The 21287-nt window shown below is 66.4% G+C and carries 14 protein-coding genes; 7 read left to right on the forward strand and 7 right to left on the reverse strand.

Annotation, left to right across the window (positions count from 1 at the left end; translation table 11 throughout):
- Position 1 precedes the first annotated feature (1 nt).
- Positions 2-889, reverse strand: a complete 888-nt coding sequence (locus tag AX702_RS11150; RefSeq protein WP_066779474.1) for a LysR family transcriptional regulator — start codon at positions 887-889, stop codon at positions 2-4.
- Positions 890-1001: 112 nt separating this feature from the next.
- On the opposite strand from AX702_RS11150, the gene AX702_RS11155 reads away from it, so the two are divergent.
- The 5 genes from AX702_RS11155 to AX702_RS11175 all read left to right on the forward strand — a co-directional run bounded on the left by AX702_RS11155 (position 1002) and on the right by AX702_RS11175 (position 7052).
- Positions 1002-2450, forward strand: a complete 1449-nt coding sequence (locus AX702_RS11155; protein WP_066779477.1) for an aldehyde dehydrogenase family protein — start codon at positions 1002-1004, stop codon at positions 2448-2450.
- Between the two features lie 30 nt (positions 2451-2480).
- A complete protein-coding gene (locus tag AX702_RS11160; RefSeq protein ID WP_066779480.1) occupies positions 2481-3227 on the forward strand; it encodes a glucose 1-dehydrogenase in 747 nt (248 codons plus the stop codon).
- Positions 3228-3242: 15 nt separating this feature from the next.
- Entirely contained in the window at positions 3243-4346 is a 1104-nt protein-coding gene (locus AX702_RS11165) for an NAD(P)-dependent alcohol dehydrogenase (RefSeq protein WP_066779483.1), read from the forward strand.
- 23 nt (positions 4347-4369) lie between these two features.
- A complete protein-coding gene (locus AX702_RS11170; protein ID WP_231731824.1) occupies positions 4370-5827 on the forward strand; it encodes an aldehyde dehydrogenase family protein in 1458 nt (485 codons plus the stop codon).
- A 76-nt stretch (positions 5828-5903) separates the two neighbouring features.
- A complete protein-coding gene (locus AX702_RS11175; protein WP_066779489.1) occupies positions 5904-7052 on the forward strand; it encodes a CaiB/BaiF CoA transferase family protein in 1149 nt (382 codons plus the stop codon).
- Positions 7053-7185: 133 nt separating this feature from the next.
- Here AX702_RS11175 and AX702_RS11180 read toward each other — a convergent pair whose 3' ends face one another.
- From AX702_RS11180 to AX702_RS11190, 3 genes are all read right to left on the reverse strand, one after another.
- Complete coding sequence (locus AX702_RS11180) at positions 7186-10182, reverse strand: TonB-dependent receptor (RefSeq protein ID WP_066779491.1); 2997 nt, start codon at positions 10180-10182, stop codon at positions 7186-7188.
- A 224-nt stretch (positions 10183-10406) separates the two neighbouring features.
- Positions 10407-11261 (reverse strand): FecR family protein, encoded by an 855-nt coding sequence (locus tag AX702_RS11185; protein ID WP_066779494.1) that lies wholly within the window; start codon positions 11259-11261, stop codon positions 10407-10409.
- The gene (locus tag AX702_RS11190) at positions 11258-11791 is read right to left on the reverse strand and encodes an RNA polymerase sigma factor (RefSeq protein WP_066779496.1); all 534 of its coding nucleotides are present in this window, start codon (positions 11789-11791) and stop codon (positions 11258-11260) included. The genes AX702_RS11185 and AX702_RS11190 overlap by 4 nt, the downstream gene beginning before the upstream one ends.
- Positions 11792-11894: 103 nt before the next feature.
- Here AX702_RS11190 and AX702_RS11195 point away from each other — a divergent pair, with 103 nt between their 5' ends.
- Both AX702_RS11195 and AX702_RS11200 read left to right on the forward strand, forming a co-directional pair.
- Complete coding sequence (locus AX702_RS11195; RefSeq protein WP_066779499.1) at positions 11895-12965, forward strand: phosphatidylinositol-specific phospholipase C1-like protein; 1071 nt, start codon at positions 11895-11897, stop codon at positions 12963-12965.
- Positions 12965-13684 (forward strand): acid phosphatase, encoded by a 720-nt coding sequence (locus tag AX702_RS11200; protein ID WP_066779502.1) that lies wholly within the window; start codon positions 12965-12967, stop codon positions 13682-13684. Before AX702_RS11195 ends, AX702_RS11200 begins: the two co-directional genes overlap by 1 nt.
- 155 nt (positions 13685-13839) lie before the next feature.
- On the opposite strand, the gene AX702_RS11205 is transcribed toward AX702_RS11200, so the two are convergent.
- From AX702_RS11205 to AX702_RS11215, 3 genes are all read right to left on the reverse strand, one after another.
- Complete coding sequence (locus tag AX702_RS11205) at positions 13840-16587, reverse strand: TonB-dependent receptor (protein WP_066779505.1); 2748 nt, start codon at positions 16585-16587, stop codon at positions 13840-13842.
- Between the two features lie 364 nt (positions 16588-16951).
- Positions 16952-18478, reverse strand: a complete 1527-nt coding sequence (locus AX702_RS11210) for a CehA/McbA family metallohydrolase (RefSeq protein WP_066779508.1) — start codon at positions 18476-18478, stop codon at positions 16952-16954.
- A gap of 230 nt (positions 18479-18708) precedes the next feature.
- Positions 18709-21243, reverse strand: a complete 2535-nt coding sequence (locus tag AX702_RS11215; RefSeq protein ID WP_066779511.1) for a TonB-dependent receptor — start codon at positions 21241-21243, stop codon at positions 18709-18711.
- Positions 21244-21287: the final 44 nt, after the last annotated feature.

The following is a 21287-nucleotide window of genomic DNA, read 5'->3' on the forward strand; positions in this document are numbered from 1 at the left end:
GTCATTCGTCGGCGGTGACGCAGCTCATGAAGTTGCGCACCGCTGGCGGCAGCGGCCCATCGCGGCGGTGCGCGACGACGAGCTGCGCCCGGGGGCCGTCGCCTGCGATCCGCGCGTAGGTGACGCCCTGGGCGTGCAGCTGCCGCATCGACTCGGGCACCAGCGCGACCCCCACGCCGGCCGCGACGAGATTGACGGTGGACGCCATTTGCGGCGCCTCCTGCGCGATGCGCGGCGAGAAGCCGGCGTTGCGGCAGGCGGCGATGATGCTGTCGTAAAGCAGCCGTCCGTTGCTGCGCGGATAAAGAATGAAGGGATCGCCGGCGAGATCGACCAGTTCGATGCTCGCGCTGCCGGCCAGCCGATGCCGTGCCGGCAGCGCGACCCACAGATCCTCGTCGGGCAGCCGCCGCGTCACCAGCCCGTCCGTCTCGCCGAGTGCCGGGCGCAGGAAGGCGACGTCCAGCCCGCCGTCGGCCATCGCCTCCAGCAGCCGCACGGTGGTCTGCTCGACCAGCCGGATCGTGAGGTCGGGATGGCGTTCACGGAAGCGCCCGATGATCCGCGGCACCAGCGGGTTGAACGATGCGGAGCTGGTGAAGCCGATCGTCAGCGCGCCGATCTCACCCCGTGCCGCGCGCTTCGCCGCCTGCGCGGCCTGCTCTGCCGCCGCCACCGCTGCCTGCGCCAGCGGCATGAACGCCTCGCCGGCGTCGGTCAGTTCCACCCCGCGCGTCAGGCGGTGGAACAGTTGCACGCCCAATTCCTGCTCGAGCAGCTTGATCTGCTGGCTGAGCGGCGGCTGGCCGATGCCGAGACGGGCGGCGGCACGCGTGAAGTGCCGTTCCTCGGCAATGGCGAGCGCATAACGGAGATGTCGAAGTTCCATATCCAAATCTAATCGAAAATGCCTGAAGCCGCTATTAGACGTTATGGTATGGCCGCACTACCTCCGTAACCAAGCTTATGCCGGCCGAGCGCCGCAGCGGGTCGGAGGATGTATGAAGGTCGATTTCAGCCGCAATTTCATCGGGGGTGCGTGGGTGGACCCGCAGACCGACGCGACGCTGCCGGCGATCGATCCCGCTACCGGCAAGGCATTCGGCGCCATTCCGGACAGCAGCGACGCCGATGTCGATCTTGCGGTACGCGCGGCGCGGCGTGCCTTTGACGAGGGCGCCTGGGGCCGCACCACCGCGACCGAGCGCGGGCGGATGCTGACCCGGCTGGGTGATCTCATCCTGGCCAATGCGGCGGAGCTTTCCGCGATCGAGGCGAGGGACACCGGCAAGCCCAAGAGCGTGGCGGATGCCGATATCGTCGCGCTCGCCCGTTATTTCGAATTCTACGGCGGCGCGGCGGACAAGCTGCACGGCGAAACCATCCCGTATCTCTCCGGCTATCACGTCGGCGTGGTGCATGAGCCGCACGGCGTAACCGGCCACATCCTGCCGTGGAACTACCCGGCGCAGATGTTCGGCCGCACGCTGGCGCCGTCGCTTGCGGTGGGCAATGCCACGGTGCTGAAGCCCGCTGAGGATGCGTCGGCCAGCGCGCTGCGGCTCGCCGAGTTGGCGGCGGAGGCGGGCTTCCCGGAGGGCGCGCTCAACATCGTCACCGGGCGGGGCGCAACCGCCGGCGCGGCGCTGGCGGCGCATCACGGCGTCGATTTCATGTCCTTCACCGGATCGCCGCAGGTCGGCCAGATCATCCAGAAGCTGTGCGCGGACCATTACATCACCTGCACGCTGGAACTGGGTGGCAAGTCACCGCAGATCGTGTTCGCCGATGCCGATTTCGACGCGGCGATCCCGGTGATCGTCAAGGCGATCGTCCAGAACAGCGGGCAGACCTGCTCCGCCGGCAGTCGCCTGCTGATCGAGCGATCGGCGCATGACGCCTTTGTCGCACGGCTGGCCGAAGCCTTCGCCAAGGTGCGGGTGGGAGCGCCGGAGATGGACCTCGACTGCGGCCCGATCATCACCGCCAAGCAGCAGGGGCGCGTGCAGGCGTTTCTCGATCAGGCGCGGGCGGATGGCATTCCGGTGCTGGCGGAAGGCGTGCTGGCCGACGGGATCGCCGCCGACGGTTTTTACGTGAAGCCTACGCTGCTTGGGCCGGTGCCGCGCGACAATGTGATCGCGCGCGAGGAAGTGTTCGGCCCGGTGCTGACGGTGCTGCCGTTCGACGATGAGGCGGATGCCGTGCGGCTCGCCAACGATACCGACTACGGCCTGGTGGCCGCCGTCTGGACGCGCGACGGCGGGCGCCAGATGCGCATGGTGAAGAAGGTCCGCGCGGGGCAGGTGTTCGTCAATTGCTATGGCGCGGGGGCGGGCATCGAGCTGCCGTTCGGCGGCGCGGGCAAGAGCGGGCACGGACGCGAGAAGGGCTTCGCCGCGCTGCACGATTTCAGCAAGACCAAGACGATGGTGCTCAATCACGGCTGATCGCGCCGCAAGATTTTCCAGGAGAGTGTGATGGATTTGAACGGCAGGACCGCGCTGATTACCGGCGCGGCGAGCGGCTTCGGCGAGGCGATGGCGCATCGCTTCGCGGCGCAGGGCGTGCGGGTCGCGATCGTCGACCTCAACCTCGACAAGGCGCAGGGCGTCGCCGATGCGATCGGCGCCGACCGGGCCATCGCGCTGCGTGCCGACGTCAGCAAGCGGGCGGATATCGAGGCTGCGGTCGCCGCCACGACCGAGCGGTTCGGAGTGCCAGACATCGTCGTCAACAATGCCGGCTACACCCACAAGAACCAGCCGGCGCTCGAGGTGGACGAGGAGACGTTCGACCGCGTCCTCGCCGTCAACATCAAGGGCATCTACCTGATGGTGCAATCGGTGGTGCCGGCGATGCGCGATAATGGCGGCGGCGTGATCCTGAACGTCGGGTCGGTGTCCGGCATCCGCCCGCGCCCGGGCCTCAGCTGGTATGCCGGGTCGAAGGGCGCGACCAACGTCCTGTCCAAGGCATTGGCGGTGGAGTTCGCGCCGATGAACATCCGCGTCAACGCGATCGCGCCGGTGATGGGCGTGACCGGCATGCTCGCCGACTTCATGGGCATGGAGGACACGCCCGAGAACCGCGGCAAGTTCCTCGCCTCCATCCCGCTCGGCCGGCTGTGCGAGCCGAGCGATGTCGCCGAGGCCGCACTCTACCTTGCCAGCGCCGATTACATCACCGGCGTCGAACTGCCGGTGGACGGTGGCCGCTCGGTCTGAACGGAGAAGATAGACATGAAGGAAGGCAAAGCAGCCGTTATCCGCGAAAAGGCGTCGCCGCTCGCGGTGGAGACCGTGACGTTCGGCGCGCCGCAGGCGGATGAGGTGCTGGTGCGGATCGTCGGCACCGGCGTGTGCCACACCGACATGGTGGTGCGCGACCAGGGCTATCCCGTGCCGCTGCCGCTCGTCGCAGGGCATGAAGGTGCGGGCGTCGTGGAGGCGGTGGGCGAGAACGTCCGCAACCTGGCGGTCGGCGACCATGTCGTGCTTGCCTTCGGCCATTGCGGCGCGTGCGGCAACTGCAAGGCGGGCAAGCCGGGCTATTGCGTCGAATTCTACGACCGCAATTTCAAGGGCGCGCGCATGGATGGCAGCCAGGCCATCTGCGACCATGGTGGCCATGAACTGGGCAGCGCCTTTTTCGCGCAGTCGAGCTTCGGCACCTATGCGATCGCCACGGAGCGCAATGCGGTGAAGATCCGCAAGGATGTGCCGCTGGAGATGATGGGGCCGCTCGGCTGCGGCATCTCGACCGGCGCAGGCGCGGTGCTCAACGCGCTGAAGCCGCATGCCGGCGCGTCGATCGCGATCTTCGGCGCGGGTTCGGTCGGGCTGTCGGCGGTGATGGCCGCCGCGGCGATCGGGTGCACGACGATCATCGCCGTCGACCTGCATGACTCGCGTCTCGACCTGGCGCGCGACCTTGGCGCGACGCATGTCATCAATGGCGGCTCGGCCGACGCGGTGGAGGAGATCCGCAAGCTGACCGACGGACGCGGCGCAGAATTCACGCTGGAGTGCACCGGCAATGCCAAGGTGCTGGTCCAGGCGGTGGAGGCGCTCAGCATCCCTGGCATGTGCGGCCTGATCGGCGCTGCCGACATGGGCGTCGCCGCCAGCCTCGACATGAACACCCTGCTGTTCGGCCGCACCGTGCGCGGCATCATCGAAGGGGACAGCGTGCCGCAGGTGTTCATCTCGCAGCTGATCGAATTGTGGCGCGCCGGGCGCTTCCCATTCGACAGGCTGATCAAATTCTATCCGCTCGATCAGATCAACCAGGCCATCGAGGATTCAGAATCCGGCCGGGTGCTGAAGCCGATCGTGCGTCCCTGACCATCATCGCAAGGAGAATAGACGTGAGCGCGGATACCATGGAACGCAGCACCGTCACGGTCGATTTCGCCGGCCCTTATGCGCTGTCGATCGACGGCAAGCTGGTCGAGACCAACAAGAGCTTCGACGTCTTCAACCCGGCGACCAACGCAGTGCTGGCACAGGCGCCCGAGGGTACGGCCGAACATATGGAAGCGGCGATCGCCGCGGCGAAGCGCGCCTTTCCCGCCTGGTCGGCAATGGACGCCGATGCGCGCGGCGCGCTGATCGAGCGATATGCCGACGCGCTGGACGCGCACAAGGATGAGCTGATCACGCTCCTGACGCAGGAACAGGGCAAGCCGCGTCATTCGATGGCGACGGGCGAGGTCGAGGCGGCGATCCACTGGGTGCGCGAGGTCGGCAAGCGCCGCCTGCCGGTGGAGGTGATCGAGGACACCAACGAGCATATCGTGGAGGTGCATCACACGCCGCTCGGCGTGGTGGGGGCGATCACGCCGTGGAACTTCCCGGTGCTGCTGGGCCTGTGGAAGGTCGCGCCATGCCTCGTCACCGGCAACACGATGGTGATGAAGCCGTCGCCCTATACGCCGCTCTGCACGCTGCCCTTCGGCGAGATCGCGCAGCAGGTGTTCCCGGCCGGCGTGCTCAACATCGTCTCGGGCGGCAACGATCTTGGCCAGCAGATGACCGAGCATCCCGATATCGCCAAGATCAGCTTCACCGGATCCACCGCGACCGGCAAGAAGGTCATGGCATCCGGCTCCACCAACCTGAAGCGCATCACGCTGGAACTGGGCGGCAACGACGCGGCGATCGTGCTGGCGGATGCGGACTGGCAGGCGATCGTGCCGACGCTGTTCTGGGCCGCCTTCGGCAATTCGGGGCAATGGTGCATCGCCTCCAAGCGGTTGTACGTGCACCGCTCGATCCATGCCGAGTTCGTCAAGGCGTTCGTGGATTATGCCAAGGACATCAAGGTTGGCGACGGCATGGATCCGGAAACCGGGCTTGGGCCGATCCAGAACAAGATGCAGTTCGGCAAGCTCAAGGACCTGTTCGCCGACGTGAAGGCGAACGGATATGCCGTGCCGCTGGGCGGCGAGATCGACGAGAGCCTCCCCGGCAATTTCGTGCCCGTCACCATCGTTGACAATCCGCCCGAGGACAGCCGCATCGTCAAGGAGGAGCCGTTCGGCCCGATCCTGCCGATCATCGCCTTTGACGATGTCGAGGAGGTGATTGCCAAGGCCAATGACAGCCCGTTCGGGCTCGCCGGCTCCGTCTGGGGCCGGGATCGCGACGCGGCGATCGCGGTCGCCAAGCGGTTGGAGACCGGCACCGTCTGGGTGAACGAGATCCACATCCACGGCATCGACGTGCCGTTCGGCGGGCACAAGCAATCGGGCATGGGGGTGGAGAACGGGCAGGAGGGCCTGGCCGAGTTCACCAACACCAAGACCTACATGTTCAAGAAATAGGCGCGGGCGGCGCTCTCCTGCGCGGAGGGCGCCCCGACCGCCAACATGGATTATCAAACGGGGAGGGACGGGAGCCATGCGCCCGCTCGAAGGGATCACTGTCGTCAGCCTGGAACATGCGATCGCCGCGCCGTTCGCGACGCGCCAGCTCGCCGATCTGGGCGCGCGCGTCATCAAGGTGGAGCGGCCCGGCACCGGGGATTTCGCCCGCGCCTATGACGAACGCGTCAATGGCCTCGCGTCGCACTTCGTGTGGACCAATCGTTCCAAGGAAAGCATCGCGCTTGATCTGAAGAGCGAGGCCGGGGTCGAGGCGCTGCGGCGGCTGGTGGCGAAGGCGGATGTGCTGGTGCAGAATCTTGCGCCCGGCGCCACCGCGCGCATGGGCTTCGACGGGCCGACGCTGGCGGAACGCCATCCGCAGCTGATCGTGTGCGAAATCTCGGGCTTCGGGCAGGACGGCCCGGATCGTGACCGCAAGGCCTATGATCTGTTGATCCAGGCGGAATCCGGCTTCCTGTCGGTGACGGGCACGCCCGACGAGGTGGTGAAGGCGGGCTGTTCAATCGCCGACATCGCCGCAGGCATGTATGCGTACACCAACATTCTCGCCGCGCTGATCGAGCGCGGGCGTACCGGCAAGGGGCGGCACATCGACGTGTCGATGCTGGAGGCGATGGCGGAGTGGATGGGTTTTCCGCTCTATTATGCCTTCGAGGGCGCTCCCCAGCCGCCCCGCACCGGCGCCGCGCATGCCACCATCTATCCTTATGGTCCGTTCGAGACCGCGGACGGCGTGGTGCTGTTCGGCATCCAGAACGAACGCGAATGGGCATCCTTCTGCGACAAGGTGCTGGGCCTGCCCACCTTGATCGCCAATCCGCTGTTCGCGACGAATTCGGCGCGCTCCACCAATCGCGCGGCGCTCGCAGAGACGATCGCGGCGGTGCTGGGCAAGCTGCCGACCGCGCAGGTGATCCACGCGCTCGATGGCGCCAACATCGCCAACGCGCCGGTCAATGACATGGCCGGCCTGTGGTCGCATCGGCAACTGGCGGCGCGGCAACGCTGGCGCGAGGTCGGCACACAGGCGGGGGCGGTGCCCGCGCTTCTCCCGCCGGGAAGGGACGATGCGCGGATGGATCCGGTGCCCGCGCCCGGCGAGCACAGCGCGCGCATCCTGGCCGAGATCGGCATGGCGCCAGACGCTGACCCCGGGGCATGAAGGTGCCCGCGGCGCGCGACAATGGCGTCGCCGCGGGCATTCCTGTTCGTCACGGGCAAGCGCGCCGGCCGAACGCAGAACTTCGGCCACTTGCCTTTGCTACAAAGCTCCTTCCGGATAGCTGGCTGGCGGGTCAGAAACTCGCCGTGACGCCGAAGGTGAAGATCCGCCCGCTGTTGGTGTTCACCAGGATGCGATCGGCGTCGATGTCGGTGAACTGCTCGATCGCCTGATTGGTGACGTTGATGCCCTCCACCACGAAGCGCAGGTTCGGCGTCGCGCTGTAGCGGATCTGGAAATCGACATTGTTGGTCGGGCGGATGCCGGTGCCGATATTGGCATTGCCGCCCGCGCCCGTCAGGTAGCGGCTGCGGTAGGCGGTGGAGACTCGGGCGCCGAACCGCTCCGTCTCGAAATAGAGCGTCGCGTTCGCGGCCCATTTCGACAGGTCGTACAATGCGATCCGCTGGCTGACGCCGTTGAACACCGCATTCTGATCCCCGTCGATCCAGGTGCCGTTGGCGTTCACGCCGAAATGGTTGAACGGTTCGGGCAGGAAGGTGAAATCATGCTGTGCGGCCAGCTCGATGCCGCGGATGCTGGCGCCCTCGCCATTGATCGGGCGGGTGTAGTTGTACGGCGTGGTGCCGTCCTGACCCGGCAGCAGCAGCGACACGGGAAAGCCGGTGGCGCTATATGGCACCTGCGACGTCTCCGAGGTGATGTTGCTTTCGATGTCCTTCCAGAAGAAGCCGGCGGATACGAAGCCGTGGCGGCTGGGGTAATATTCGAGGCCAGCCTCGGCCATCGTGGCGCGATAGGGCTGGAGATAGGGGTTGCCGACCGAGACGGTGCCGCCGAACGGCGCGACCGTCAGCGTGCCCGCCGCGGCGAGTTGCGGCAGGCCGGGGCGGTTGACGTTGCGGCTGGCCGAGACGCGCGCGATCAGATCCGGGCGGATATCAAGCGCGACGTTCAGCGCGGGCAACCAGTCGTCGCTCTTGTTCACCACCGTCACCGGCTCGAGCGTGGTCACGCCGTTGGTGGCCGTGGCGAGCGATCCGCTGGAGGTGAGATCGGTGTGGTAATAGCGCACGCCGGCATTGCCGCGCAGCCGCATCGAGCCGAGGTAGGTGTCGAGATCGAACTGCGCGAAGCCGGCCCAGGTCTTCTCGACGATGCGGAAGTCGCTGCCCGCGGTCAGGTTCGCGCGGGTGAGGTTCCGATTGTTGCCGAGCAGGGCGTAGATCGCGTCGACGTCGCCGCCGATATACGGAATCAGGCTGTCGCGGTTGATCACGTATTTCATCGCATCCGGCACAGCGCGGTCGCTGGTCGCGGCCGTGCCGTAGAAGATGTTGGTGAGATACTGATAGCCGCTGTTGGTGAAGCGCTTGTACTCGCCGCCCAGCTCAAGCTTCAGGATCGGCGTCAGCTCATAGGCGGCGGTCAGCTGGCCGTTGGTGTAATCGCTGTCGATCGCATTTTCCTGCGTCACCAGCCGCTGCACGTTCCAGTTGGCGGGATTGGTGAGGTCGAAGCCGTAGCTGTTGACCGGCATGTCGGGCCGCATGTCATAGCCGAAGCCGGTGTTGCGCGCCTGAAGGAAGATCTTGTCGAAGGTCGGCTGCACGAACTTCGACTTCTGGTAGCCGGCAAGGCCGGTGATCGTCAGCCGATCGGTCGCCTCCCAACTGGCATTGGCGACCGCCTGGTAGAAGTCGGTCGAGTTGATGACATGGTGGTGCTCGGTGCGCTGGTCGACGCCGGTGTAGGTGGCGGCGACGAGCGAATTGCCTTGGATCGTCGCCGAGCGGATCACCTGCGTGCCGCTGACATTGCCGGTCAGCGCGTTATAGCCGCCGGTCGCAATCGCCCAGTCGTCGCGATCGTCGGCCAGCCGGCCGTAGAGCAGGTCAACGTCCAGCTTGAAGCGGTCGCCGGGGTGATATTGCAGCGCTGCCGTCACGCCGATCCGCTCGCGATCGGTGTACCAGGTTGAGGGCGACTGCGCCTGGGGCGCGAAGATGGTACCGCCGCGCAGCAGCGCGCGCGTGTCGGCGTCGATCTCCGGCCCGATGTTGTTCGCGCCGTAGGTGACCTTGCCCCAGTTCCAGTTGCGATAGCCATATTCGTTGTTGCGGATCTTCGAATAGGCGACCGACACCAGCGCGCCGAAATCGCCCTGCCGCTGTGAGAAGAGCCCGACGAGCCGCGGCGTCACGCCTTCGGTGTTGGTGTTATGCTGCGCCTTGGCCGACAGCACGATCTTCTGCCCGTCATAGTCGAAGGGCTTGGCGGTGAAGAGGCCGACGGTACCGGCGATGCCGCCCTCGTCCTGATTGGCGGCGTAGCTCTTCTGGATCGTGACCCGGTTGAACAATTCGGAGGCGAACAGGCTGAAGTCGAAACCGCGCGTGCGGCTGACGTTGCCGCGATTGTCCATGCCCGAGGCGGTGTTGCCGAGCACTTCCATGCCGTTGAGCTGGGTGCGCGTGAAGTCCGCGCCGAGGCCGCGCAGGGCGATCTGGCGGCCCTCGCCGGTGTCGCGCGTGATCGCGACGCCGGGCACGCGCTGCAGCGCCTCGGCGAGGTTCAGGTCCGGAAAGGCGGCGATGTCGGAGGCGAGAATATTGTCCTCGGTGCCCACCGCACGGCGCTTCAGGTCCTGCGCGGCGACCAGGCTCTCGCGATAGCCGGTGACGACAATGTCTCCGCCCAGCTCCTCGCCGGCCGGGACGGCCTCCGCCTGCACCGGCGCGGCTTGGGCGACCGGCGCCGCCGCCGCGATCCGCTTCGGCGCGGCCTTCTCCTCGCCGGCGCGCAGCACCATCACGCCGTTGCTCGATACCAGCCGCAGCCCGGTGCCGCGCAGCAACATGCCCAGCGCATCGCGCGCGGTGTGGCGCCCGCTGACGCCCTGCGTGCGGCGGCCGTTCACCAGCGCAGGCGCGGCGATGACCTGCAAGCCGGTCGTGCTCGAATAGGCCGACAGCGCCGGCGCGAGCGCGCCCGCCGGAATGGCGAAGCTGCGCGTCGCCGCCTGTTCGCTGGGCTGCGCCTGCGCCACCGTCGGCGCGACGAGCGCGAGTGCCATGCTCAGTGCCGACGCGCCATGAAACCGCTTCATGTGAAATCCCCCAGAGCGGCGCTCCCGAGCGCCTTACGGGTAGAAGACGGGTGAGGGTGGACGATCCGGACAGAGTTTTTTTGGGGAGTTCGATTTTTCGAACGGGTTGCTTCCCCGGCGAAGGCGGGGACCAGTTGGGAAGGCCGGAGTAACGCAGGGCAGCGCCAGCCAACCTGCGTTCCGTAGCTGGGCCCCGGCCTTCTCCGGGGAAGTATGGGATGTGGCTACTTTGCCGCTTCGAGCGACAGCCGACCGTCCTGCTCCCGCACGGTGAAGCCGAACCCCTCTCCGATGGCGCCGAGCAATTGGCGCGGATTGTCCGTCCGGAACCGCCCGAGCACCCTCACCGATGCCAGCGGCTCCGCCGGTCGCGCGATGCGCACATTGCCCTGCCGATCAAGCGCCTCGACCAGATCGTCGAGCCGCATGCCCGCAGTGTCGATCCACCCCTGTCGCCAGTCGGGCAAAGCGGCGTCGAATCGCGCCGGTGCGCTCGCCACGCCGCCGGTGATCGCGCTGCGGTAGCCCGCCCGAACCACTGTGCCAGGCGCCTTGCCGACGGGTTCGAACCCCACCGCGCCGCGGTACACCGCCAGCGCGACCTGCCGCCGCGTGAGATCCACGTCGAACGCCGTGCCCAGCACGCGCGCCTGTCCCGCGCCGGCATAGACGGTGAACGGCCGTGCCTTGTCGTGCTTCACGTCGAAGAAGGCCTGCCCTTGCAGCAGCCGCGCGGTGCGCCGGTCGCCCCGGTAGCTCACCTGCACGCGCGTCGCACCGTTCAATCGTACGGTTGAACCGTCCGCCAAGGTCAGCGTGCCCTGCTGTCCAGCCTTTGTAGCCACCTCCCGTGACCAGCCCGCCGGCACGGCCGGCGTGGACGTCAGCCATGGCCCGCCGACCAGCGCCAGCACCGCCGCGGCGCTCGCCGAAGCAACCGCCGCCGTTGCGGTTCGCCGCTTGTGCCGCATCGCGCGCACCTGCTCGTCGGAGAGGCGCCCGAACCGGCTCGCCGCCGCCTGTAGCGCATCATTCAGCGCATTCGGATCGACAGTGGGCTGGCGCGCGGCAGGCATCATGCCCCGTCCGCCATGCTGAAGCCGCGCTTCGCCAGCGCAGTCCGCAGATCGCTGAACGCGCGCACGACGTGCTTTTCCACGGCGCCCAGACTCATGTCGAGACTGCCGGCGATCTCCGCGGTGGTGAAGCCGTCCAACCGCTTGCGCAAAAAGATCTCGCGGCGCAGCGGCGGCATCGTTTCCAGCGCGCGCAGCATGATCTCCACGGCGCGGCGGTACGCGAGAATGCGCTCGGCAGTCGGCTGCGGGCAGACGATCTCCTCGTCCAGTTCGATCGGCGCGCCGCGCCGTGCGGCACGATGATGATCGAGCAGCAGGTTGCGGGCGATGGTGAAGCACAGCGCCTTCACGTCGTTGACGCGCGATGCCGCCTGATAGCCCAGCAGGCGCACGAACGTTTCCTGCACCAGATCGTCGCCATCGGCATGCTGGCCGACGCGGCCATGGACGAAGCGGCGCAACGCCTGCATCAGCGCGGCGTCGGGAAAGGCGCCACCCTCGTCGCGATAGATCGCCTCGCCTGCCACCATGCCCTCGCGATGTCCCGTTCGCGGGCGAACTATGAGGGGATCGTGAAGCCAGCGTGACGTAGCTGTCACGGCACCGCAATGATTGGACGCCACCAGCCCGCGCATGTCGCATGTCAGAACCACGCTCGGCCTGATGCTGAGCCTCGCCGCCGCCCCCGCTATCGCCGCCGACAAGCAGGAACCGCTTCGGATCAACGACATCGCGGTGATCGGCACGCACAACAGCTACAAATTGCCGATGCCGGCAGAAACGATGGCAAAGGTCCGCGCCGCCGCGCCGCAGATGGCCGACGCGCTGGATTATGGCCACCGCCCGCTTGTGGAGCAGCTCGATGCCGGCGCACGCCAGCTGGAGATCGACGTCAATTACGATCCGAAGGGCGGCCATTATGCCGCCGGCTCAGCCGATCCGCGGCTGGCGAAGCCGGGCTTCAAGGTGCTGCACATTCCCGGCATCGACAATTCGTCGAGCTGCGTGCTGCTCACCGAATGCCTGACGATCATCCGCGACTGGTCGGCCGCGCACCCGCGCCATGTGCCGATCCTGCTGATGTTCAACGCCAAGGACGAGCGCAACGCCGCGCGCGGCGGCATCGATGCGCTGCCGTTCGACGAAGCGGCCTATGACGCGCTCGACGCGGAGATCCGCAGCGTCCTTGGCCCGGACAGGCTGGTCACGCCGGACGACGTGCAGGGCCGCTACCCGACGCTGCGCGATGCGGTGCTGGCGAACAACTGGCCGACGCTGGAGCAATCGCGTGGCAAGTTCCTGTTCGCGCTCGACGAGCCCCCCGCCAAGGTCGCGGTATATCGCGGCAAGCGCCAGTCGCTGGAGGGACGAGTGTTCTTCATCAACACGAACGAAGCATCGCCCGCCGCCGCCTATCTGACGCTGAACGATCCGGTGAAGGAAGGCGATCGCATCCGCCGCGCCGTCGCGGCGAACTACATTGTCCGAACCCGCGCCGACGCCAACACCCGAGAGGCGCGCGCCAACGACACGAAGCCGCGCGACGCCGCGCTGGCCGGCGGCGCGCAATATGTATCGACCGATTATCTCTGGCCCGATCCCCGCCTTGCCGGCGGCTATGTCGTCGAGAAGCCCGGCGGCGTGGTCGCGCGCTGCAATCCCGTCCGCCACCCGGCCGGCTGCGGCGATCTGGAGGCGAAGTGATGCGTCGCCTGTTCCTTCTCGCCGTCCCGCTCGCGCTGACCGCCGCCGATCAGGCGCCGACGCCCTATCTCGCCGGCGCAAAGGTGCCCGATCTGGTGCGCATCCTTCCGCCGCCGCCCGTGACCGGCGACGCGCGGAACGAGGACGATCGCGCCACCTTCACCGAAACGCGCAAGCTCGCCGGCACGCCGCGCTGGAAGATGGCGACGAGCGACGTCACCGACGATCGCTACACCGTCTATGCCTGCGCAATGGGGATGCGGCTCGACGCGGCCAAAGCGCCGGCGCTGGCGCGCGTGTTCGCCCGGCTGGGCGACGGCGGCATGGTTGGCCGCGCGAAATCGACCTTTGCTGTCCGCCGCCCGTATCTGAACCAGCCGGGCGAGATCTGCGAGGCGAAGAGCGATCACCTGGCGGGCAACGGCGATTATCCGTCGGGGCACACCAGCAACGGCTGGCTGACCGCACTGATCCTCGCCGAACTGCTCCCCGACCGCGCGACCGAGATCCTGCAGCGCGGCCGCGAATATGGCGAAAGCCGCTACCTGTGCGGCTCGCACAGCCGCAGCGCGGTGGAGGCGGGGTACATGGCCGGCGCGGTGACCGCCAGCCAGCTCCATGCCAGTGCCGATTTCCGTGCGGACATGGATGCGGCGCGTGCCGAACTGGCGCGGCTGGCGAAGGATGCGGCGCCCGTCGCCGGATGCGCCGCCAACTAACGGGACTTCCGATCCGTTCGAACGATCCTTCGCGATCGTACTGAGCCTGGCGAAGTACGTGCCCGGAACACGCGCTTCGACAGACTCAGGGCGAACGGATCGGGGATGGCAAGAGGAACGACGGGCCGGCAGGATCTGCCGGCCCGCCTGCCCGATCAGAATTGCGCGCGCAGCCCAAGGCTGATGCGGCTGCCGGAAAATTCGTAGGTGGTCGGGAAGCTCGGGTCCATCGTATAGCCCGTCGTCTTCTCGTTGCCCACGTTGATGCCCTGCAGCTCGACCCGGAAGTTCGGGGTCAGCTGATAGCTGGCTGCCACGTCGAACTGGCCATAAGCATCGCGGTACACCGGGTACATGTTGCGTTCGATGCGCTCCACATACTTGCCCTTGCGATTGTACGACACGCGCAGCGACAGCGGGCCCTTTTCGTAGAACATCGTGGCGTTGTACGTCTTGTCGGCAAGGCCGATCGGCGCCGTATCGATGCCAAGGTCTGACTCACCCGTAAGCGAGCTGTCGAGGAAGGTGGCATTGGCGTTGATGCCAAAGCCGTCCGCCCAGTCGGCGAACATGCCGAACGGGATCACCGCGTTCAGCTCGACGCCGCTTACCTTGTACGACCCCTCGGCATTGACCGGCTGATAGACGTCGAAGTCATAAACGCCGTTCACCGAACCGTTGGCGTTGTACACCGTCACGTCCTCGACCACGCCGGTCAGTTCGCTCTGGACGACGCCCTTGATCTTCTTCCAGAAATAGGACGCCGCCAGGATGCCACCGCGACCGAGATACTTCTCGACGCCCACTTCCCATTGATCGGCATAGGTGGGCTTCAGCCCCGGATTGCCATCGGTGTAGCGGTAGCTGCTGTAGCTGGCCGTCCGCTTGTAGGCGAGGTCGGTCAGCGCCGGGCGGATCAGCGTCTGCGACGCGGCGGCGCGCAGAAATAGCGTGTCGGTCAGCTCGGCATGGGCGTTGAACGAGGGCAGGAACTTCTCGTAGCGGCCCTCGCTCGAAATCGGCTCCGGTGACAGTCCGGTGGTGCCGTTCGGGTTCTGGACCTGGTGGAAGCCGGCCGAGTTGATCGTCGTGCGCAAATAGCGGCCGCCCAGGTTGACGAACACCGGCACCGCGACGTCGAACTCGGCGTCGATCATGGCATAGCCGGCGATCGTCTCCTCGGTGACCTTGTAGTAATTGGCATCGCCGAACGGCGTCACGAAGCCGTCAGGGCGGAAGAAGTCGCGGGCGTAATCGTTTGAGACCTGTGCCCAGCTGAGGTCGCGCGCCTGGTAATCCTTGCCGCCGACGATTTCCGTAACGTTGGTGAGGGGGCTGTCTGCGAGCGTGCGCTTGTTCACGTAAGCGGTGCTGCCGCGCGTCGGGCCCTGGATCTTCTCCTCGCCATATTGGCGCTCGTTCGACTTGTTGGTGTAGCGGCCGCCGACGTTGAAGCGCTTCAGCACCGAATTGTCGAAATTGTAGCTGAGATCGACCTGGGCGGCGTATTTGTCGTCCTCGATCCGCTCGCGCGTCGTCTCATAGGCCTCGAACAGGTACGACGACGGCGCATTGTACATGTCGATCGTGCGCGGGTTGGCGCTGGGGATCGTCTCACCGCCATTCTCGGTGTAGCGGGTGCGCGACGGCGCATAGGCGACGTGCTTCAGATTGGCATAGTCGAGCGTCTTCCTGGCGCCCGAATAGCCGCCCAGCGCGTTGATCTTCCAGTTGCCGGTGACCCAGTTCATCTCGCCGCCAAACTGGCGATAGTCCGTTTCGTTGAGATATTCCTTGCTGAGGAATTCATGCTGGGTGTTGGTGTAGGACACGTCGCGCAGCACGATCAGCCCATCCTTCGACAGCGTGGTCGCATCGAATTCGTGGATCGTCTCGAGCGTCGAGTTGCTGGACGCCGAATAGCCCGCGGCGTCATATTCGTCCTCGACCGTGTCGTACGAGCCGACAAAGGCGTCAAACGCGAGGCTGAAATCGTTGTTGGGCTTGTATTGCACGGAGCCCGACAGGCCGAGCCGGTCCTGGTCGTTCTGGTACACGCGGTCGCCGACCTTATCGAGAAACACGATGCGGTTCTTGTCGGCTTCGGTGAAGGTCACGCCGGCGTCGCGCTGGAGCACGGCGATCGCCTGGTTGCGATAGGTGGTGTTGGCGCGATCGGTCCAGCGCGCGATCGGGCGGAAGTTGATCCCCGAGTTCGAATCCGTGCGGTTGGTGCGCTGCTGCTTGGCGGCCGAAAACAGCACGCCGAAGTCGCCGAAGGTGTTACTGGCGAGGAACGAGAAATTGGGATCGATCTTCTCTGAGATCGAATTGTACGCGCCTTCCGCGCTGCCGACCAGGCGCATGCCGGGAACGTCGAACGGGCGCGCGGTGCGGATGTAGACGGAACCGGCGATGCCGCCTTCCTCGTCCGATGCGGTGGGCGACTTCTGGACGGTGACCGACTGGACCAGTTCCGAAGCGAAGATCTCGAACTCGACATCGCGGCCGCCCGAACCCGATGCTGTGGCGAGCTTGTTGATCGAGACGAGGGTGAACTCGCTCGGCAGGCCGCGCACGTTGACGCGCGTGCCAAGGCCGCGATCACGCTCGATCGTCACGCCGGGCACGCGCTGCAGCGCTTCGGACAGGTTCTGCTCGGGGAAGTCCGCAATGTCGGTGGCGACGATCGAGTCGGAGAAGCCGATCGTGCCACGCTTCATCTCAATCGCTTCGGCAAGGCTCTGGCGATAGCCGGAGACGACGATATCCTCCCCTGCGGCATCCTCGCCGGGAACCGCGGCGGGCGCGGTCTGCGCCGCGGCGGGCATGGCGGAGAGTGCGGCGAATGCTGCGCCAAGAAGATACGTCGCACGGATGCGACGAACGAAAAGCTTCGGCATGTGTGACCCTTTTGTTATTTCTCGAAAATTCTGGTGCGGCGCGCTCCGGGCGAGCGCCTGCGACTTCCGAACGACAGCGTTCGGAATGGCGGCGCTTCTGGTAAGCGTGCAGCGATATCGCGCCGTGCTGACCCGTCGGTCCCCGGCGCTTGCTCCCCGAGCGGCGCGGTGGCGAAAAGTTGTTACGTGCCCGTGACGCGAGCGACGATTGTTCGCTTCACAATCGAATTATCGCTCGGGCGATCTGCGCGTGCTGAGGGGCACGGGCGGCGCTCGCCAGGCGTTCGCCGTCCGTCCTTCCAGCCGTCGGGTGAGGCAAGCGCGTCGATGGCGCTCGCCCCCCGTCACACCCCCTTGGGGACAGCTACGAACCGAAGTTCACGTACACTGGATTGGTGATCAGAACGCGCTTTCCGCCTTCGCGCACTTCGAACCGGATCCAGTGTCGGGCGCCGTCGCTTGTCCAGGAAAGCGAGGTTTGCCCGTCGGCAAGCGCGTTCACGGTCAGCGCAGGGGAGGGCTTGCCGTCAAGCAATCCGACAAGCGTCGCGCCTTTGCTGCCGCCGGCTTCAATTGTCATCTCCAGCGTCTGGCCGGCGGCGAGCGCGAAATCGTCGCCGATCGACCCGTCCTTTCCCACCGCGCGGGCCGCAAGGTCGAAGCTGCGGCCGGGCTTGCCGGTCATGTCGATCCAGACATGGCCCGCCGCGATCGCGTCAAGGATCGCGCGTTCGGATAGATCGTCAGCGCGCACCACCGTCGTGGGGAAGCCCACGCCCATCCGGCCGAGCTGCGTGTCGTGATTGTCGCTGCCGCCGATCGCGGTGATGCGGCGGCCCTTGGCGATCTCCGCTTCCCAGATCGCGACATCCTCCATCGGATCGGCACCGGCGAGCTGCTTCCACAGATTGCCCGCGTTCATCACCTCGAACGCATCGACCATGCCGCGCGTCGCCGCCGGCGCGATCCAGCCGCAGCCGCGGCAGCGATGGTCGTTTGGCGCGCCGGGATGGTTGATCGAGACGAGCGCGCCGGCCTTGTGCGAAGCGTCGATCATGGTCGTCATGTCGGGCATCGTCTTCTCGCCCAGACGGTGATCGACATAGTCGGTGGTGCCGAAGATGTTGGCGTGGCCCTGTTCGGTGGTCATCTCCCGGCCGGGGATCAGCAGCACGTCGTCGTAGAACGGCTGGAGCTCACGCATGGCATTGTAATGGCCGACATTGTTGTGATCGGTGATGGCGATGAAATCGAGCCGGGCGTTTTCCGCCGCATCGACCGTGCGATAGATCGGGCAGGGGATCGAGCGGCCGCGGCGGCTGTCGCAGAAGCCGTCGCTGTCGCCGGTGTGGAGGTGGAGATCGCCGCGATACCAGGCGCGGCCGGCCTTGAGCGGCTCGGGCGAGAAGGTGGAGACGGCGGGCACGTCGCCGGGGCGCCAGAACCAGATTTTGGCGGTGTAGGTGCTGGTCGCGCCTTCGTCGATGTACGAGACGCCGAGGTCGAGCGACCAGCGGCGTCCGCCGATCGGGCCGGCAGTGAAGGACGGGGTGGCGCTGGTCTCGTCCAGCACCACGGCGTGCTTGTTGCTGCCGCTCCAGCCGCGGAAGCGCTCGCCGTCGAACAGGCCGAGATTGATGACCGTCTTGCCGTCGGGGCGCGTGTAGGTGAGCTCGATCGCAATGCGGGTCACGCCCTTCGGTACGGTGAAGGGGACGGCGACGTTGCGCTGATAGTTGGCGCGATCGACCGTGCCGGTGAGGACCAGATCAGGCGCCTCCTTGCCCTTGGCGAGCGGGACCTTGTCCCAGGCGGGAAGGGTTTGGGAGGGAAGCGCGGTGGGGGCCGCGAGCGCGAGAGCGAGGAGGGCGCGGCGGAGGATGGCTGGCATCGGAGGAGTCCTTTGGAAGGTCGGAACCCCGCAGCCGGGGTGACGGCGTGTGTCGTGTGGATTGCCTCCCGGCGAAGGCCGGGGTCCAGTCGGGAAGCCGGGCATCGCTGGCCGCTTCGCATGCCAACAACGTCCCCCAACTGGGCCCCGGCCTTCGCCGGGGAGGCGCCTTGTCCGTGTTGATCGGATGACAGGCCTGGGCGGGGCATTCGCTGCCCCGCCCATCTGGCTTAGAAGCGGAAGGTCACCGCGCCGCGGAAGCTGCGGCCGAAGATCGAGCGAGCGATGTACACTGCGTCGCCAACTTCCTCGTTCTGGATCGAGCCGGCGCGCGGATTGCCCTCGGTCAGGCCGACCGTGTTGGTCAGGTTGTTGACGTAGAGGTTGAAGCTCAGCGCATCGGTCACGTCGAGGCGGGCGTTGAGATCGACCGTCGCATAGGACGGCAGGTTGATCTGGTTCGCCACGTCCGCCCAGCGCTGGCCGTAATAGGAGATGTCGGATTCAAGCCGAAAGCGGTTGTCGAACAGGTTGATGCCCGGCGTGATGCGGAACTGGTGCTCCGGCACGCGGATCAGGCGGTTCTTTGAATAATCAAACTCGCGCCCATTGGCGTCACGATAGGCGAAATCGGTGAAGCGCGCATGCTGGTAGGTGTAGTTCGCGTGGACGTCGAACCAGGGCACCGGCCGCCACGTACCCTCGACCTCCGCGCCCCAGGTCTCCGTGTCGCCGAACACGGTGTTGAGGACATACTGCCCCGACGCATTCTGGCGATAGTCGCTGATCTGATAGCTTTCGTAGATCGTGCGGAAGCCGGTGACGAACAGGTTGAAGTTGCGCCGATCGAACTTCAGGCCGACTTCCTGAAAGTTCATCTGCTGCGTCACCGGGGCCTGCGTCGGCGCGCCGAAGAAGCTCGACACGCCCGGCAGGCGGAAGGTGGAGGTGTAGCGGGCGAAGGCGCCGAAGCTCGGCTGGAACTGATAGTTCACGCCGACCGACCAGGCGAGATCGTCGTTCGAACCCTTCCATGGCGTGAACACGCCATTGCCGACAAGCACCGCATTGTCGGCGACCGTTGGGCTTTGGCCCAGGTTCGCTGTGCGCGAGCCTTCGCTGATGCCGCTAACGCTGACCTGTTCCCAGCGCAGCCCGCCGTCGAGGCGCAGCTTGTCAGTGATCTTCCACTCGTCGGACGCATAGAGCGCGACCGAGCGCGAGGTGCCCGACGACCAGCCGAACTCGCTGCCGTAGCCGAGCACGCCGCCCTCGGTCAGCACCGTGCCTGGCGCGCCACCGACGCCGGGCAGTACCGCGTCGAGCAAGGAGGCGTTGTTCTTCACGTCGGTGAGGATCGAGGCCGAGGTGGCGCGGTAATCCTCATCGACATGGGCGTAATAAAGGCCGAACGCGACATCGTGCTGGCCGCCGGCCTGGAACGTCTTCTGCAGGCGCGTGTCGCTGATCACCTCGCTTTCGGGCACGGTGAAGGAGCGCGCGAGGTTGAGCAGCACCAGCCCGTTGCCATTCTGGTTGGCGGCAAAGGCGCCGCTGCCGTTGGTGTAGCTGAGCCCCAGCGGCGTACCGGACGGCAGGCCAAATGTGCCGCGCAGCGAGGTGAGCACGTCGGCATAAGTGAAGATCGAGCGCGGGGTGATGCTGTTGCGCTTCTGATAGCTGTCGCGATAGCGCAGGCTCTGCACCAGGCTGAAATCCTCGCCCAGCTCGAAGCGGCCCTGCATCGTCACCTGGGTGATCTTGGCCTTGTTGGCGACGCCCGCGTCGAAATCATAGGCTCCGGTGGGCGTGCGGAAGCTGAAGTAGCGCGTCTCCGGCCCGGCGATCGTGTCGTTCAGCGCGTCAAAGCCGGGGACGCCGACGGGATCGCCGTCCTCATTGTTGACGAAGGGGGTGACCATTGCGTTCTCGACCCGCTCGTCGAGATGCTTGACGCTGACCATGAACGAGCCGCCGTCCCATTCGGTGGACAGCGTGCCGCGGATTTGGCCGCCCTCGCCGAGGCGGTAGCCGGTGTGTCGCTGACCGTCCGAAATGCGGTAGAAGCCGCCGACGAAGAAGTTCCAGCCGGTGTTGGCGATCGGGCCGCCGATCCAGCCGTCGACGCGGTGGGCGTTATAGTCGGCACCCTCATAGCGGACGAGGCCTTCCAGCGTGTCGCCGCCCCGCCGCGTAATGAAGTTCACCACCGCGCCGGGCGCATTGGAATAGAACAGCGACGACGGGCCGCCGCGCACCACTTCGACGCGCTCCAGCGACTGGTCGATGCGCAGCGACTGGTCGCCGTTGAGCCAGCCGAGGCCCGGATCGTGCTGAATGGTGATGCCGTCCTCGAGCAGCGCGACCTGCGAATAGCCATCCGTCGGGATACCGCGGACGCGGATGTTGCCGCTGGTCTCGCCCGACGAGCTTTCGACCCAGAAGCCCGGCACGTTCTTCAGCGCCTCGCCGACGCCGACCGGCGCCTTCATCTTCAGCATCTCCGACGAGATGGTGGAGATGGCGTAGCTCGCCTCCACCTTGGCCTGGTTCTCGTTGCCCGCGCGCGCGGTGACGATGATTTCGCTGCCGCTTTCCGGATCGCTGGCCTGCGCGCCGCCGGTGCCGCGCGCCGGCTCGTTCGCCGGGATCGCAGCGCCGTCCTGCGGCTGGTTGCTGGTCTGCGCCCAGGCGGGCGCGGCCACGGCGAGCGCGATCGTTGCCGTCGCACCCAGCAAGGTGCGACGCAGAGGAGGAACGAACATGATGATAGACCCCTTTGCCTTTGTATGAGGCGGCCATATGATAG

Origin of the sequence: Sphingomonas sp. CCH5-D11, from assembly GCF_001557395.1 — a bacterium.
Taxonomy (GTDB): Bacteria; Pseudomonadota; Alphaproteobacteria; order Sphingomonadales; family Sphingomonadaceae; genus Sphingomonas.